The sequence below is a fragment of the uncultured Rothia sp. genome (genome assembly GCF_916049665.1).
Taxonomy (GTDB): domain Bacteria; phylum Actinomycetota; class Actinomycetes; order Actinomycetales; family Micrococcaceae; genus Rothia.
On record NZ_CAJZIE010000055.1, the window covers coordinates 1 to 15,505 of the forward strand.

The window sequence follows — 15,505 nt, forward strand, 5'->3', positions numbered from 1 at the left end:
GGCACCCGCCGCGAAACCGAACCCCCAGAAAAGTCTTCCCCTATGCGTCAGAAATAAAGAAAGACATGAATCCCAAAGGCACTCCCCCCGAACCTTGCCGGCTCCCGCCCAGATACAAAAGCATCTGAGGCATAAGGGGAAACGGAAGTACGTTACGAAGGATAGTATCGACGGTCTACATTGAACGACGGGCGAACCTCAACATAGGACGAACTAATAACGTCCTACTGAGTAACTATAACACCTTCAGTGTCAATTTCAAGGGGAAGCACCCGCCAGTTCAAGCGGCAATCCACAATAGCGCTACAAGGGTGAGTCGCCTCAAACTCGGCAATCGCCTCCTGAACCTGTCGCACCTGCTCATCGCCGTACGCAAAGGTCAAAACGGTCGGGCCAGCACCAGAAATCACCGCCGCAAAACCCTGACCGCGCAGGTACGCAACCAGCACAGCGGACGGCTCCATCGCGGTCACGCGGTACCCCTGATGCAGGTAATCCACGGTCGCATCCATCAGGTACTCGGGAGCATCAGAGAGAGTGCGCACCAGCAGCGCCGCACGAGCCGAGTTCGCCACCGCCTCAACGTGGGGCATCTCCTCAGGAATCAGCGAACGAGCCAGCTTCGTCGATACCTCATAATCGGGCACAGCCACCACCGGGTGAACGTCAGGGTGCACCGGAATAATCAGGGACTTCCAATTGCCCATCTCTCCCCAAGACACCGACAGGTTGCCGTAAATCGCCGGAGCCACGTTATCCGGGTGACCCTCCATATCGGAGGCGACCTGCAGCATCTGCTCACGGCTCAGACGGTGCTCCTCCGGCAGCAGACCGCTCGCAGCAGCCACGCCCGCCACAATAGCCGACGCCGAAGAACCCATACCGCGAGAATGCGGAATCTTATTATCAGCAATCAGCTTCACCGGAGGCAGCTCAGCCAAACCAGCCGCCGCGAAACCAGCCTTCATCGCCTGCAAAACCAGGTGGCTTTCATCGCGAGGAACATCCGCGCTACCCTCACCGCTGAGCTCAAACTCCAGACCGGACTCAATACGCTCAACAACCAGCTCATCATAGAAGCCAAGACCCAAACCCATGCTGTCATAGCCGGGGCCCAGGTTAGCGCTCGTAGCGGGAACGCGAACCTTAACGGACGCGCCCACCGGAATATCAGAAATATGCAGGGAAGACATGAGAAGAACCTCGCGATCGGTGACGTAATGAGTGAATAGGTGAAAGATACAAAAAGGGGCTGTCATGCAGGTGCACCCCGCCCCGAAAACCGGGACGGAGTGCACATCGTAGTATGAACAGACTAGTTCAAATCAAGAATATCTGCCACAGCAACCACGTCGAAGGGAGCCTTGGTCGGCTCAACCTTCACACCGTTAACAGCCTCAAGAGCCCACTGCGGGTCCTTCAGACCGTGACCGGTCACGGTGATTACAATGGTCTTACCCTCGGGAGCTTCACCGGCGCGGTGCTTCTTCAGCAGACCCGCAACACCGGCAGCCGAAGCCGGCTCCACGAAGACACCCTCGCGGGCAGACAGCCAGCGGTGCGCCTCCAGAATCTCCTCATCGGTGACCGCCTCAATCACGCCGCCGGACTCGTCACGAGCAGCTTCAGCCTTCTCCCACGACGCGGGGTTACCGATACGGATAGCGGTCGCAATGGTCTCGGGTGCCTCAATCGGGTGGCCAGCAACGATCGGTGCAGCGCCAGCAGCCTGGAAGCCCCACATAATCGGACGCTTGGTCGCAACCGGCTCTAGGACCTTGCCGTCACGGTTGGTGTAAGGCTCCGAGTACTCCTTGTAGCCCTTCCAGTACGCGGTAATGTTACCCGCGTTGCCAACCGGCAGCAGGTGGTAATCGGGAGCGTCACCCAGGGTGTCAACAACCTCGAACGAACCGGTCTTCTGACCCTCAATACGGTAGGGGTTCACCGAGTTCACCAGGAACACCGGGTAGTTCTCGCTGAGCTTGCGAGCAATCTCCAGGCAGTTGTCGAAGTTGCCGTCAATCTGAATGATGTCAGCACCGTGAGCAATCGCCTGGGACAGCTTACCCATGGAAATCTTGCCGTCCGGAACCAGCACTGCACAGCGCATACCAGCCTGCAGAGCGTACGCAGCAGCCGACGCGGAGGTGTTACCGGTCGAAGCACACACAACAGCCTTCGCGCCGTCACGCTTAGCGGCGGTCATCGCGCTGGTCATACCGCGGTCCTTGAACGAACCGGTCGGGTTCATACCCTCAAACTTCAGGTAAACGGTGTTGCCGGTCTCAGCAGACAGTGCCGGCGCGTGAATCAGCGGGGTACCACCCTCGCCCAGGGTCACAGCCTTCACATCGTCTGCGAAGGGCAGACGGTCACGGTACTCATTGATAACGCCCTGCCACACGTGTGCCATTGGCTTCTCCTTCAATCTTGGCGCCCCGCCCGCCGGACCTCCCATAGGTCCGGTGCGGTAGCGGGTACGCGGGTTAGTTAGTGAGCGATGCGCCCGCAAGCGAACATCGCAGGTTTAGTGAGCGGCACAAGCCGCACGTAGATAACGCTTCGAGCTTTAGTGCTTCTCGGACTCCACGCGGATGACCGAGTTCACCTCACGCACAGTGTCCAGAGCGTCAATCACAGCAATCGCACGGCGCAGATCGGAATCCTTCGCCGAGTGGGTGACCATACGAATCTGAGCCGCGCCCTCCTTCGGAGTGGACTGGCGCAGCGAATCAACCGAAATACCGTGCTCGGCGAGGATACGGGTAATGTTCGCCAGAACACCCAGGCGGTCTTCCACCAGAACACCCACCGAGTAGCGGGAAATTACGTTGTCCAGGCTGGTTGCGTGCAGCTGAGCGTGAGAAGTCTCCGGAACACCGGGGCCACCCAGCACCAGACGACGAGCCAAGGACACGAAGTCACCCAGAACAGCCGACGCGGTCGGAGCGCCACCCGCACCGGGACCGTAGAACATCAGCTCGCCAGCGTTCTCTGCCTCAACGAACACGGCGTTGAACGCACCGTGCACGCCAGCCAGCGGGTGCTGACGAGGAATCAGGGTCGGGTTCACGCGAATGTTCGCGCCGTTCTCACCCTCGCGCTCACAGATAGCCAGCAGCTTGATGACGTAACCATCAGCATCCGCGGCGGCAACGTCATCAGCGGTGATAGCGGTAATGCCCTCGGTGTGCACATCATCAATCGTGAAGTCAGAGTGGAACGCCAGCGAAGCAACAATCGCAGCCTTCGACGCGGCGTCGTGGCCCTCAACGTCAGCGGTCGGGTCAGCCTCCGCGTAACCCAGCTTCTGAGCCTCAGCCAGTGCATCCGCGAAAGAAGCACCGGTGGTGTCCATCTGATCAAGAATGTAGTTGGTGGTGCCGTTCATGATGCCCAGAACGCGGGTCACACGGTCACCAGCCAGGGAGTCACGCAGGGGGCGCAGAATCGGGATAGCACCCGCAACAGCAGCCTCGTAAGAGAGCTGAGCGCCGGACTTATCAGCGGCAGCCTGCAGCTCCACACCGTGCTTAGCCAGCAGCGCCTTGTTACCGGAGACCACGGACTTACCAGCATTCAGAGCACGCAGAATACGGGTGCGAGCCGGCTCAATACCGCCGGTCAGCTCGATGACCACATCCGCCGCATCAATCAGGGATTCAGCGTCGGTGGTGTACAGCGAGGGGTCCGCATTCCAGTGGCGGGATGCATTAGTATCGCGCACAGCAATACCGATCAACTCCACGGGGGCGCCAATGCGCTTCTCAAGGACGGCGTTATCCTCGACCAGGATGCGAGCAGCCTGGGAACCGACATTACCGGCACCAAGCAGTGCTACTTTGATCTTTTCAGCCACGATAGTCTCTTTCTACGGTCTGTTCCGGGTTCGCCCCGGTATCTCTTCGGGCTAGGCGTGGATGCGGTGCAGAGCACGCACTCAACAACCACTTTATCAAGAGCCGGGGACGGCTCAGCAGCCTCAAGCTGCGACTTTTACTCTCTGAGATGAGGTATCCCTCACAGTAATGAGGTGAACCTTAGTGTCTGCAGAGTTTTGAACACGCAAAACCGTGAAGCCCCGCCTGAAACCGCCGCCTCACGGTGTGTATGGCAGAGCCGGGAACTTCACAGTTTCATAGCGTCTGGGGCGGAACTTTAGATATCCGAACCCATATCCAGCGCCAGCATATCCTCCTCGCGCTGGCGGCGAATCATCACGCGTGAGCCCTTACCCTCAGCGGTCGCAATCACCGGCGGGCGAGTCAGGAAGTTGTAGTTCGAACCCAGCACATAGCAGTACGCGCCGGTCGCAGGAACCGCCAGAATATCGCCAGCCTGCAGGTCAGCGGGCAGGTAGCAGTAGCGCACCACCACATCGCCGGACTCGCAGTGCTTACCCACCACGCGAGAGAGCACCTGCTCCCCCGCCGGGGCACGATTCGCCAGGGTCACCGAGTAGTCCGATTCGTACAGCACCGGGCGGGCGTTATCACTCATACCGCCATCCACCGAAACGTAGCGGCGCACGCGAATCTCGCCGTTCTCATCCTCAATGCTCACGTTCTTAATGGTGCCCACCGTGTACAGGGTCGCGCCCGAAGGACCAGAAATAGAACGGCCCGGCTCGAACGACATGTGCGGAATCGCCATACCCAGGCGCTCGCAGGTCGCCGCGACGGAAGCCGCAATCGACTCGGTCACCTCGGTAATGGAGCGGGGGTGATCCGCCTCGGTGTAGCCGATGCCGTAACCGCCGCCCAGGTCCAGCTCCGGCAGGGTCACGCCCAGGTCACGGTTGAGGCGGTTCATGAACTCCAGGGCGGTGGTTGCCGCCTGCTCGAAGCCCTCCGCCTCAAAAATCTGCGAACCAATATGGCAGTGAATACCGCGGAAATCCAGGGAATCAGTCGCGTTCAAAATCGCGGCAGCCAGAGCCGCGTAAGAGTCGGTAGTCTCAACGCCCCAGTGCTCCAGCTCCTCCTCTTCCAGACCGGCGAGCGCGGCAGTACCGGGCTGCAGGGACATGCCGAACTTCTGATCCTCGTGCGCGGTCGCAATGGACTCGTGGGTCGACGCGTGCACGCCGGGAGTGATGCGAATCAGCACCGGAACCGGGGCGTAAGGCTCCTCACCCTCCGCCACACGCTCGGCAGCAAGCTCCGCGTACACGCGCTCAATCAGCTTGAGCTCATCCACCGAGTCAGCCACCACGCGGCCCAGGCCGTTACGAATCGCGCGGGCAATCTCAGCCTCAGACTTATTGTTACCGTGCAGGGCGATATTCGCGCCCGGAACCTGCGCGCGCAGAGCCAACGCCAGTTCACCACCGGAGGCGGTATCCAGGCACAGGCCCTCCTCGGTCGCCCAGCGTGCCACCGCGGTGGACAGGAAGGACTTGCCGGCGTAGTAAACGCTCACCTTAGCCCCGTGCGCGGCGAAAGCCTGCTCAAAAGCGGTGCGGTAGGCGCGGGCGCGGGCGCGGAAGGTCGTCTCGGAGAAGACGTACTGCGGGGTGCCGTGCTCAGCCGCCAGGTCGCTAACTGTCACGCCGTCAATGCAGAGTTCACCCTGCTCATTGCGGGTGAAGGAGTCGGTCCAGATGGTGCGGGACAGTGCCTCGGGATGCTCGGGGTAGGTGAGCCATTCAGGGGCGTAGAGGGCGCGGGCTTCGCTCATCGTGTCTCTTTCGTTAACTATCGTTGAGTATCTTTGAGGGCAATGCGTTCAACCCCCGCCCCGGTAGCACCGGGTCGGGGGTTGAATCGAAAGGGTATTACATGCGCTCGGGTGCGCTCACACCCAGCAGGTTCAGGCCGTTAGCCAGCACCTGCTGTGCCGCATTGTTCAGCAGCAGGCGGGTACGGTGCAGGTCGGTGACCTCTTCATCCGCCTTGGGTGCAACGCGGGAAACGCCGTACCAGCTGTGGTATGCCGAAGCGAGCTGCTCCAGGTAGCGGTTCACGCGGTGCGGCTCGTAGAACTTCGCGGCGTCACGCACGGCAGCGGGGAACTGGCCGAGTACAGCCAGCAGCTCGCCGTCAGCAGCGGAGTCGAGCAGGGAGGTGTCCACGCCGTCCTCAATCTTCACGCCAGCCTCCGCGGCGTTGCGTGCCACAGCGGCGGTACGTGCGTGAGCGTACTGCACGTAGTAGACCGGGTTCTCGTTGCTCTTGGAGGTCAGCAGGCCCAGGTCAATGTCGATGGGGGTGTCCACAGAGTAGCGGGTCAGCTCGTAGCGAGCCGCGTCAACGCCCACAGCCTCGACCAGGTCCTCAAGGGTAACCACGGTGCCGGCACGCTTGGACATGCGGACGGGCTTGCCGTCCTTGACCAGGTTCACCAGCTGACCGATCATGACCTCAATCTGGTCGGCACGGTAGCCAAGAATCTGGGCAATAGCCTTCAGACGGCCCACGTAGCCGTTGTGGTCCGCACCGAGCATGTAAATCGCCACGTCGGCGGGGTTCTCGGCACGAGTCATCTTGTCCTGGTAGTAGGCGATATCGCCCGCCACGTAGGCGTGATTGCCGTCAGACTTGATGACCACGCGGTCCTTGTCGTCGCCGTAGTCGGTGGTGCGCATCCACCATGCGCCGTCAGCCTCGAAGAGCTGACCGTTCTCACGCATGGTCTCGAGCAGGGCGTCCACCTTGCCGCCTTCGAACACAGAGTTCTCGTGGAAGAACACGTCGAAGTGGGTGCCGAATGCCGCCAGGGACTCCTTAATCTGATCGAACATCAGGTGAGTACCGATTTCGCGGAAAATCTCTTCGGGGTTCTCAGCCTCAAGCGCGTCAGGGCGCTGAGCCAGAATCTGGTCCTTAATGTCAACAATGTACGCGCCAGCGTAGCCGTCCTCGGGGGTCTCCTCACCGCGGGCAGCGGCAATCAGGGAGCGCACGAAACGGTCAATCTGGGTGCCGTGGTCGTTGAAGTAGTATTCACGCACGACGTTAGCGCCTTCAGCCTCAAGGACGCGGGCGAGCGCATCACCGACGGCAGCCCAGCGGGTGCCACCCAGGTGGATGGGGCCGGTGGGGTTCGCGGAGACGAACTCAAGGTTAATGGTCTTGCCGGCGAACTTGTCGCTGCGGCCGTATGCTTCGCCAACCTCAACGATGGTGGCGGCAAGCTCGCCAGCAGCTGCGGCGTCCAGGGTGATGTTCAGGAAGCCGGGGCCAGCAATGTCAACGGATGCAACACCGGGGATGGCGCCGATCTTCTCAGCCAGAAGAGCTGCTGCCTCGCGCGGGTTCTTGCCCACCTTCTTGGCGAGCTGCAGAGCGACGTTGGTTGCCCAGTCGCCATGTTCGCGGGACTTGGGGCGCTCCACTCGGACGGCGGGCAGTTCAGCGCCCTCCACGAGGGTCAGCTGGCCGGAGGAAATAGTTTCTTCAAGGGCAAGCGCAATGGCTTCAGAGAGTTCTTCAGGAGTCATAACAAACTATTCTAGCAAGCATTGGCGGGTGCCTGACCGTATTATCTAGCGCATATCTGATACCATGGTGGGGTTGCCTCTGTAGCTCAGCGGATTAGAGCACCAGTTTCCGGTACTGGGGGTCGAAGGTTCGAATCCTTTCAGGGGCACGATGTTCTTATTCGAGAGGGAACACGGGAGCCGATACTCGCGCAGCGGGTGTCGGCTCCTTTTTATATGCCCGGTTTATATACCCGGTGCACAATTCCGGGCAGAACCACCAGAGCGTGGACACTACCCGCCGCCCTGTTGTGGCAAGGCTCGCACCCTTGAGAGAATAGGGAAACGCGCACACCGTTCAAACAAGCACGACAACACCACAACAGCGGAGGTAAACCCGTGACCACCATGCGCCAGATTCAGCTCACCGAATGGGGCGACGAAAGCGTTCTGCACGAAGCAAACGTGCCCATCCCCTCGCCGGTGCGCGGTCACGTGCTCATCAAGACGGTTGCCGCCGGTGTGAACCCGATTGACCTGACCACCCGCAAGGGTCTGGGTCCCGCAGCTCAGCTTGCCGACCCGTCGTACAAGCCGTTCGTGCCCGGCTGGGATGTTGCCGGCACCGTGGTTGCCACCGCCGGCGACTACACGGGTTTCAAGGTGGGCGACGGCGTATTTGGTCTGGTTTCTTTCCCCGCCCCCGCCGGTGCGTACGCCGAGTATGTGCTCGCCCCGGCACACCAGCTGGTGAAGGTGCCCGCCGATGTTCCCTGCGCCCAGTTGGGCGGCGCTCCCCTGGCGGCTCTGACCGCATACCAGGCACTCTTTGAGGTGGCGCAGCTGAAGGAAGGCGAGCGCGTGCTCATCCACGCCGGTGCCGGAGGCGTCGGCCACCTCGCCATTCAGTTGGCGGCGCATGCTGGCGCTCAGGTCTTTGCAACCGCCTCTGAGGCGAACCACGAGTTTGTGCGCTCGCTGGGCGCTCAGCCCATTGATTACCGCACCGAGGATTTCCGCGCCGTACTGGGCCAGACCATGGACGTGGTACTCAATTCGACCGGTAAGCAGACCTTCCTCGATTCGCTGGAGGTGCTGGTCCCCGGCGGCCGTATTGTCACCCTGACCAGCCCCGACCCGCTGGATGTAGCGCGTGAGCGTGGCTTTGAGGCGCAGTGGCTGACGGTTCACCCGGACCGTGTGCAGATGCAGGAGATTGCCCGCCTCATGTCCTTGGGCCTGCTGAAGGTGCACGTGGATCAGGTGCTTGATTTTTCGCAGGCTGCGCAGGCTCACACCCTGGTGGCAACGGGTCGCACCCGCGGCAAGATTGTTCTGGTTCCCTAGCGCGGCGCTGATTCATGCAGACTTCTGAGAGCGCACCCGCTGTTGAAAGCACCGAGTACCGCTCCGGTTTTTACCGCGAGGCGGGCTTTTACGATGCCCACTCACTACCCGACTACGGCGCGCAGTCGCCGGTAACTCGCGAGGCGTTCGCCTACGATTTCTTCCCCGCGACCGCGGATGCATCTTCCCCCGCGCCGCTACTGGTGTGGGTTCACGGCGGTGCCTGGCGCTTCGGCACCAACCAGGCACTACGAGACACCGTCCTGCGCACCCCCGACGGGGAGCAGCCCAACACCCAGGCGCTCATGCGCGCCGCTTTCCAGCAGGCAGGCTGGGCGGTCGCCTCCATCAACTACCGGTATTCGCATCAGGCGCTCTTCCCCGGTGCCCTGCACGATGTGAAGGAGGCCGTGCGCTTCTTCCGCGCCAACGCAGCCGAGTTCGGCATTGATCCGCAGCGCATTGCGGTAGCGGGTGGAAGCGCAGGCGGGCACCTGAGCATGCTGGTTGCGCACACGGGAGATTCCGCCGTTGAGAATTCCGCTGCCGAAAATCATGTGGGCGCGCCCGAGCACAACGATTACTTTGAAGGCAGGGCGGCAAGCGCCTACCCGTCCCATAGTTCGCAAGTGGCGGCGGCGGCTTCGTTTTACGGGGTCAGCGATTTGAGGACCATCTTCACCGATCGCCCTCTGGCTGGTTACGCCCTCGACCATCCCGAGGATGACGGGGCTGAGTGGCGACTGTTGGGCAGCACCTACCCGGTCCCCGCGGATGCCTCTAATATCGACGCCTCCGCGGGCGAGCGGGCGGTTCCGGGTGTCTGCATCGAGCGTGCCCAAAAGAACTGGGAGCGTGCGCATCCCATTGATGCGGTACGCCCCCAGAAACGAGTGAATAAGATCGAAGGTGCCTCTGCACTGGGAATGAGCGGCGATGCCACTCCCCTGATGCTCGTGCACGGTATTAGTGATTCGTGTGTGCCGTACCAGCAATCGGTGCGGGTGTATCAGGCGCTGCGCACGCGGCAGGTGCCTACCGATTTGGTGCTGGTTCCGGATGCCGAACACGGGGATTCGCGCTGTTTTAGCCCCGATATTGTTCGGCAGATGCTGCGATTCTTCAACCGCACTGTATAGCCCAACTGCACTGTCTAAAACTGTCCGGTCTGAGTGATTGATCAGAAAGTAATCGACCAGATGCGGGTTTAGCGAACGCGGCGGTTCACGTATTCGTGCTCGAGGCGGTAACGTTCGAGGTCGTCAAAAGCAACGCGACGGTGCGTGTTAATGCGCTCGAACGGAATATCTCCGCGCTCCAGCAGACGAACAACGGTCGGGCGGGATACGCCCAGGTAGTCTGCCGCCTCCTGCGTGGTCATGAGGCGGTCCTGGCGAACCACGCAAACATCCTTGCGGTCGGCGAATGCGCGCGCCACGGAGGTGAGGGGTCCGTACATTTCGGGGGAAATCTGTACGCGCTCGCCGTCGCCGGTGACCAGGTAGAGGGTTTCTTCGGCACTGAGGCGGTCGAAGTGGGTGCGCAGACTCGCGTGAACGAGGGCTTGGAAGAGTTCTTCGCAGCGGTGGTGAATTTCTTCGTGCTGTCCGTCTTCGCAGCAATCCAACACTGCAGCACGCGTTGCCGGGTACGTCTTTGGTGATGGCATAGTCACTCCTTCGTTACTGTGTTATTCACCACTGTAGCAGTTGAACGAAACTATCGAAAGAAAGCTAAGAAGCGCAGTTAATTCGCATCTGCGGTACCTAAAATATAAATGAATAATTATTAGCTTTTTAGATAGTATTTGATGCTATTTATTGTAGCTTAATTGCTCGCCCGGGGTCGGTATTCCAACGCCGCCCGCTCTGGTTACCCGCGAACAAACCCAAATATGACAAACCAAGCACAGCCCAAGCCCACCGGCGGCAAGGCGAGTACACTGGATAGGATATGTCTGAGCAGAAATCCACGAAGAAACACGCAGATACTTCCACGTCCCAGCGCCCCTCCTCGGCTAAGCCCCGCACCGCCCCCACCATGGCGAGCATGGCAGCCGCAATCCACGCGGCAAAGGTACGATCCTCCGAAAAAACCGCAGATAAAACTACTGAGAACAACGCGGTAAAAAACGGCGCCCCGAAGAAGGGTGCGCAGAAGAACAGCGCCCCGAAGAATAACGCAGACCGCAAGAACTCCTCCGGCGGCACCTCCGAACGCAACTCCAACGCCTCCCGCTCCAACCGACACGGAGGCGCCAACAACCGTGCCCGCAAGCAGGGCGATGGCAAGGGCAACCAGCAGGGCGGCACCAACGGTAACCGCCAGGGCGAGCAGCAGAAGCGCCCGGCACCGCGCCGTTACGAGCCGCTCATTCCCGAGGTCATCACCTACCCCGAAGAGCTGCCCGTCAGCGAACGCCGCGAAGACATCATGAACGCGATCCGTGACAACCAGGTCGTCATCATCGCGGGTGAAACCGGCTCCGGTAAGACCACCCAGATCCCCAAAATGTGCCTCGACCTGGGCCTGGGCGAGAAGGGCCTCATCGGCCACACCCAGCCGCGCCGCCTCGCTGCACGCTCCGTCGCCGAACGCATCGCCGAAGAACTCGGCCAGAAAATCGGCGAAACCGTCGGCTACCAGGTGCGATTCACCTCCGAGGTCGGCGAACACAGCGCCATCAAGCTCATGACCGACGGCATTCTGCTCGCCGAAATTCAGAACGACAAGCTGCTACGCCGCTACTCCACCCTCATCATTGACGAGGCGCACGAACGCAGCCTGAACATTGACTTCATCCTCGGCTACCTCAAGCGCATCCTGCCGCAGCGCCCGGATTTGAAGGTCATCATCACCTCCGCGACCATCGACCCGGAGCGTTTCGCACGCCACTTCTCCCCCAGCTACGTGCCGGGCAAGGGCATCGTCGACGAAAACCTCAGCGCCGAAGAACGCGAAATCGCCGAAGCAATCCTGCCCGATGACGCGCCGCCCATCATTGAGGTGTCCGGCCGAACCTACCCCGTGGAAATCCGCTACCGCCCGCTCGACGAGGAAGACTACCTCAGCGACGACGAAATCGAAGACGACCACGACCCCACCGACGGCATTCTCGACGCCATCAAGGAGCTCTCCAAGGAAGCGCCCGGCGACATCCTCATCTTCTTCTCCGGCGAACGCGAAATCCGCGATGCCAAGGACGCGATCGAGGCGATGGTCGCCAAGTCGCCACGCCTGAACTACGAAGTGCTGCCCCTGTACGCGCGTCTCTCGCTCGCCGAGCAGCACCGCGTGTTCTCCCCCGGCTCCCGCCCGCGCATCGTGCTCGCCACGAACGTCGCCGAAACCTCGCTGACCGTGCCCGGCATCAAGTACGTCATCGATACCGGTACCGCCCGCATCTCGCGCTACTCGGCACGCACCAAGGTGCAGCGCCTGCCCATCGAACGTATCTCGCAGGCAAGCGCCAACCAGCGTTCCGGTCGATGCGGCCGCGTCAGCGACGGTATCGCAATCCGCCTCTACTCCGAAGAAGACTTCAACTCGCGCCCCGAGTTCACCGACCCCGAAATTCTGCGCACTAACCTCGCCGCCGTCATCCTGCAGATGATTGCCATCGGCGTTGTGCGCGAACCCGGCGACATCTCCCGCTTCCCGTTCGTGCAGCCGCCCGCATCCCGCGCCATCAACGACGGCGTGAACCTGCTGCGCGAACTCGGCGCGCTCACCGAACGCCCCCGCGGACCCCGCAAGGGACGCGGCAACAGCGCAACCCTCACCGCCATCGGCCGAGCCATGGCGGCATTCCCCGTGGACCCGCGCCTCGCCCGCATGATCATCGAGGGCGGCCGCCGCAACTGCGCCAAGGAAATGATGGTGCTAGCCGCCGCCCTGACCATCCAGGACCCGCGCGAACGCCCCGCCGACGTACGAGCTGAAGCCGATGCGATGCACGCCCGCTTCGTCGACGACACCTCCGACTTCTCCTCCTTCCTGCTGCTCTGGGACTACATCAACGAGCAGCAGGCGGCGCTGTCCTCCTCGCAGCTGCGCAAAATGTGCCACCGCGAGTTCATCAACTACCTGCGCATCCGCGAATGGCAGGACCTCTTCGCCCAGCTGCGCGAAATGGGCCGCACCGCCAACATTCACGCCAGCGGCGGTCGCGATATTAACGCCTCCGCCCACGAAGTCGACATCCACAAGAGCCTGCTCTCCGGCCTGCTCTCGCACGTGGGTGTCAAGGAAGAACGCGAAAAGGACTCCAAGGGACGCACCCGCGGCCCCCGCGAATACCTCGGCGCGCGCGGCACCAAGTTCGCGATTTTCCCCGGCTCCGGCCTGTTCAAAAAGAGCCCCGACTGGGTACTCTCCGCCGAACTCGTCGAAACCTCCCGCCTGTGGGCACGCACCAACGCATCCATCGACCCGCAGTGGATCGAAGAGGTCGGCAAGCACCTCATCAGCGTGCAATATTCCGAACCGCACTGGTCCCTCAGCTCCGGCGCGGCCGTCGCCTACGCCAAGGGCACCCTCTTCGGCCTGACCATCTACGCCGACCGCCCCGTGCAGTACGCCCGCGTAGACGCCGTTGCAGCCCGCGAAATCTTCATCCAGTCCGCCCTCGTCGAAGGCCAGTGGCACACCCAGCACAAGTTCTACCTGCGCAACCAACGCGCCCTCGCCGAGGTTGAAGAGCTTGAGGCACGCCTGCGCCGCCGCGACCTGCGCGTGGACGACTCCGTGCTCTTCGCCTTCTACGACGCACGCATCCCCGCCCACGTGACGGATGTGCGTGCCTTCGACAAGTGGTGGAAGCAGGCACGTCTCGAAGACGACAACTACCTGGACTTCAACCCCGAAAAGCTCATCAACGAGGAAGCCGCCGACTACGACGACTCCCAGTTCCCGCGCCAGTGGGTGCAGCGCACCGACAGCGGCGAACTGACCCTCGACCTGCGCTACGAGTACGCCCCCACCGCCGGTGTGGGAGGCGCCCGCACCGAAGCCGCCAAACGCGACGGCGTAGCGGTCCAGGTACCCATTCTGTTCCTCAACCAGCTGAGCCCCGAACCGTTCCGCTGGCAGATCCCCGGCCTGCGCCACGAACTCGTCACCGCGCTCATCAAGTCGCTACCCAAGGCGATTCGACGCAACTTCGTGCCCGCACCCGACGTGGCACGCGCCGCCTGCGCCGCCCTGGAAGAGGACTACTCCCCCGCCACCAACGAGCTCATCCCCTCCCTCGCACTCGTACTACGCCGCCTGCGCGGCGTCGTTGTCGAGCCCGAAGCCTTCAACTGGGACGCCGTACCCGAGCACCTGAAAATGGGATTCCAGGTGCGCAACGCCCGCAACAAGATCCTGGGTGAGGGCAAGGACCTGCGAGCCCTGCAGCAGCAACTGCACAAGGAGATTCGCAGCGCCCTCGCCGACTCGCTCGGCGCATCCGACGACACCATGGCAAAAATGGTGGCACTCGCACAGGGTGGCTCTGGCAGCTCGGCAGCCCCTGCGAAGAAGGGCGCGAAGAACCCCGGTGTCCCTGCCAACGCGGATGCATCCGGCGGAGTGCGCGAAATCAGCGGCCTCACCGAATTCCCCGCCGATATGTTCCCCAACGGAGAGATCCCCCGCAAGGTACAGCGCGTCATCGCGACCCAGGCGGTCAACGGCTACCCCGCCCTCGTGGACGAAGGCTCCAGCGTGGGACTGCGCATCTTCCCCACCGAAGCCGAACAGCTGCACGCCCAGCGCCGCGGCATCATCCGCTTGCTCCAGCTGCAGGTACCCTCGCCCGTACGCTACGTGAGCGAACACCTCTCCCACAAGGAGAAAATCGTCTTCACGCAGAACCCGCACGGCTCCATCGACGAGCTCATCCGCGACTGCACCGTCGCGGCACTCGACCACCTCGTGCCGCACACGCCCATCTTCACGCACGCCGAATACAGCGAACTCTACGAGCACGTGCGCGCCGAACTCATCGAGACGGTCTTCGACGTCACCAAGCTCGTCGCCGAAATCCTCTCCGAAGCCACCGCGCTGAAGAAGGCAATCAAGAAGGCAACCTCGCTGACGACCATGCACGCCGTCTCCGACGTGAAGGCACAGATGGAGAACCTGGTCTACCCCGGATTCGTCGCACAAACCGGATACGACCAGCTGGTTCACCTGCCGCGCTACCTCAAGGCCGCCCAGGTGCGCCTGACGAAGCTCGGCCCGAACCTGCACCGCGACAACCAGCTGATGCTCACCGTGCAAGATCTGGAAGACTCCTACGATAACGCGGTCAAGTCGCTGCCGGCCGGCACCATCGTTCCGGATGCGCTCCGCCGCGTGAACTGGATGATTGAGGAGCTGCGCGTCAGCTTCTTCGCCCAGGAGCTCGGCACCGCCTACACGGTCTCTGAGAAGCGCATTGCAAAGGCTCAGCGTGAGGCTCTGGACACCATCAAGCGTTAGTTCAGGGAATACGGTTATTTGCGGATGGCGGTGCTCGTCCTCGCTCCTACAGGGGCACCCGCCCTCGCAGAGCTCGGGCACCCTGATGTCGCTACGGACGACACCGCCTTTCCGCGGTAGGTTCCAGGCTCAGCTTGCACTGTGAACAGCAAAGAACCCCCACACGACTACCTCGTGTGGGGGTTCTTTGCTTGTGTTGCAGGTGCAGCCGTGTTTTCCGGAAGCGCCCTCAGGGTGTCACACGGACGCTCTCCGCAGCGAAGCAAG

At 61.8% G+C, this 15,505-nt stretch carries 9 protein-coding genes and 1 tRNA gene; 4 read left to right on the plus strand and 6 right to left on the minus strand.

Annotated elements, in window-relative coordinates:
• Positions 1–224: 224 nt before the first annotated feature.
• The 5 genes from thrB to argS form a co-directional block, all read right to left on the minus strand.
• The gene (thrB, locus tag QZ540_RS06335; RefSeq protein WP_294628533.1) at positions 225–1,193 is read right to left on the minus strand and encodes a homoserine kinase; all 969 of its coding nucleotides are present in this window, start codon (positions 1,191–1,193) and stop codon (positions 225–227) included.
• A gap of 122 nt (positions 1,194–1,315) precedes the next feature.
• On the minus strand, positions 1,316–2,416 hold the full coding sequence (gene thrC / locus QZ540_RS06340; RefSeq protein WP_044150573.1) for a threonine synthase: 1,101 nt from the start codon (positions 2,414–2,416) through the stop codon (positions 1,316–1,318).
• Between the two features lie 156 nt (positions 2,417–2,572).
• Positions 2,573–3,862, minus strand: coding sequence for a homoserine dehydrogenase (locus QZ540_RS06345; protein ID WP_294628535.1), 1,290 nt, complete (start codon positions 3,860–3,862; stop codon positions 2,573–2,575).
• Positions 3,863–4,161: 299 nt separating this feature from the next.
• Positions 4,162–5,682 (minus strand): diaminopimelate decarboxylase, encoded by a 1,521-nt coding sequence (locus QZ540_RS06350; protein WP_294628536.1) that lies wholly within the window; start codon positions 5,680–5,682, stop codon positions 4,162–4,164.
• Positions 5,683–5,779: 97 nt separating this feature from the next.
• Positions 5,780–7,444, minus strand: coding sequence for an arginine--tRNA ligase (gene argS, locus QZ540_RS06355; RefSeq protein WP_294628538.1), 1,665 nt, complete (start codon positions 7,442–7,444; stop codon positions 5,780–5,782).
• A gap of 75 nt (positions 7,445–7,519) precedes the next feature.
• On the opposite strand from argS, the gene QZ540_RS06360 reads away from it, so the two are divergent.
• From QZ540_RS06360 to QZ540_RS06370, 3 genes are all read left to right on the plus strand, one after another.
• Positions 7,520–7,593, plus strand: a tRNA-Arg gene (locus QZ540_RS06360).
• A gap of 238 nt (positions 7,594–7,831) precedes the next feature.
• Positions 7,832–8,770, plus strand: a complete 939-nt coding sequence (locus QZ540_RS06365; protein ID WP_294628545.1) for an NADP-dependent oxidoreductase — start codon at positions 7,832–7,834, stop codon at positions 8,768–8,770.
• A gap of 14 nt (positions 8,771–8,784) precedes the next feature.
• Positions 8,785–9,909 carry an alpha/beta hydrolase gene (locus QZ540_RS06370; protein ID WP_294628540.1) on the plus strand — a complete coding sequence of 375 codons (1,125 nt, stop codon included), beginning with the start codon at positions 8,785–8,787 and terminating at the stop codon, positions 9,907–9,909.
• 68 nt (positions 9,910–9,977) lie between these two features.
• Here QZ540_RS06370 and QZ540_RS06375 read toward each other — a convergent pair whose 3' ends face one another.
• Positions 9,978–10,439 carry a helix-turn-helix domain-containing protein gene (locus QZ540_RS06375; protein ID WP_049354863.1) on the minus strand — a complete coding sequence of 154 codons (462 nt, stop codon included), beginning with the start codon at positions 10,437–10,439 and terminating at the stop codon, positions 9,978–9,980.
• Between the two features lie 284 nt (positions 10,440–10,723).
• Between QZ540_RS06375 and hrpA the strand changes: the two genes are divergently transcribed.
• Positions 10,724–15,238 carry an ATP-dependent RNA helicase HrpA gene (gene hrpA, locus QZ540_RS06380; protein WP_294628543.1) on the plus strand — a complete coding sequence of 1,505 codons (4,515 nt, stop codon included), beginning with the start codon at positions 10,724–10,726 and terminating at the stop codon, positions 15,236–15,238.
• Positions 15,239–15,505 lie beyond the last annotated feature (267 nt).

What these genes read in the sequence shown, in the direction of transcription:
- thrC (WP_044150573.1), bottom strand. Translation starts at nt 2,416, where the DNA reads ATGGCACACGTGTGGCAGGGCGTTATCAATGAGTACCGTGACCGTCTG.
- QZ540_RS06365 (WP_294628545.1), top strand. Translation starts at nt 7,832, where the DNA reads ATGCGCCAGATTCAGCTCACCGAATGGGGCGACGAAAGCGTTCTGCAC.
- QZ540_RS06375 (WP_049354863.1), bottom strand. Translation starts at nt 10,439, where the DNA reads ATGCCATCACCAAAGACGTACCCGGCAACGCGTGCTGCAGTGTTGGAT.
- argS (WP_294628538.1), bottom strand. Translation starts at nt 7,444, where the DNA reads ATGACTCCTGAAGAACTCTCTGAAGCCATTGCGCTTGCCCTTGAAGAA.
- QZ540_RS06370 (WP_294628540.1), top strand. Translation starts at nt 8,785, where the DNA reads ATGCAGACTTCTGAGAGCGCACCCGCTGTTGAAAGCACCGAGTACCGC.
- hrpA (WP_294628543.1), top strand. Translation starts at nt 10,724, where the DNA reads ATGTCTGAGCAGAAATCCACGAAGAAACACGCAGATACTTCCACGTCC.
- QZ540_RS06350 (WP_294628536.1), bottom strand. Translation starts at nt 5,682, where the DNA reads ATGAGCGAAGCCCGCGCCCTCTACGCCCCTGAATGGCTCACCTACCCC.
- thrB (WP_294628533.1), bottom strand. Translation starts at nt 1,193, where the DNA reads ATGTCTTCCCTGCATATTTCTGATATTCCGGTGGGCGCGTCCGTTAAG.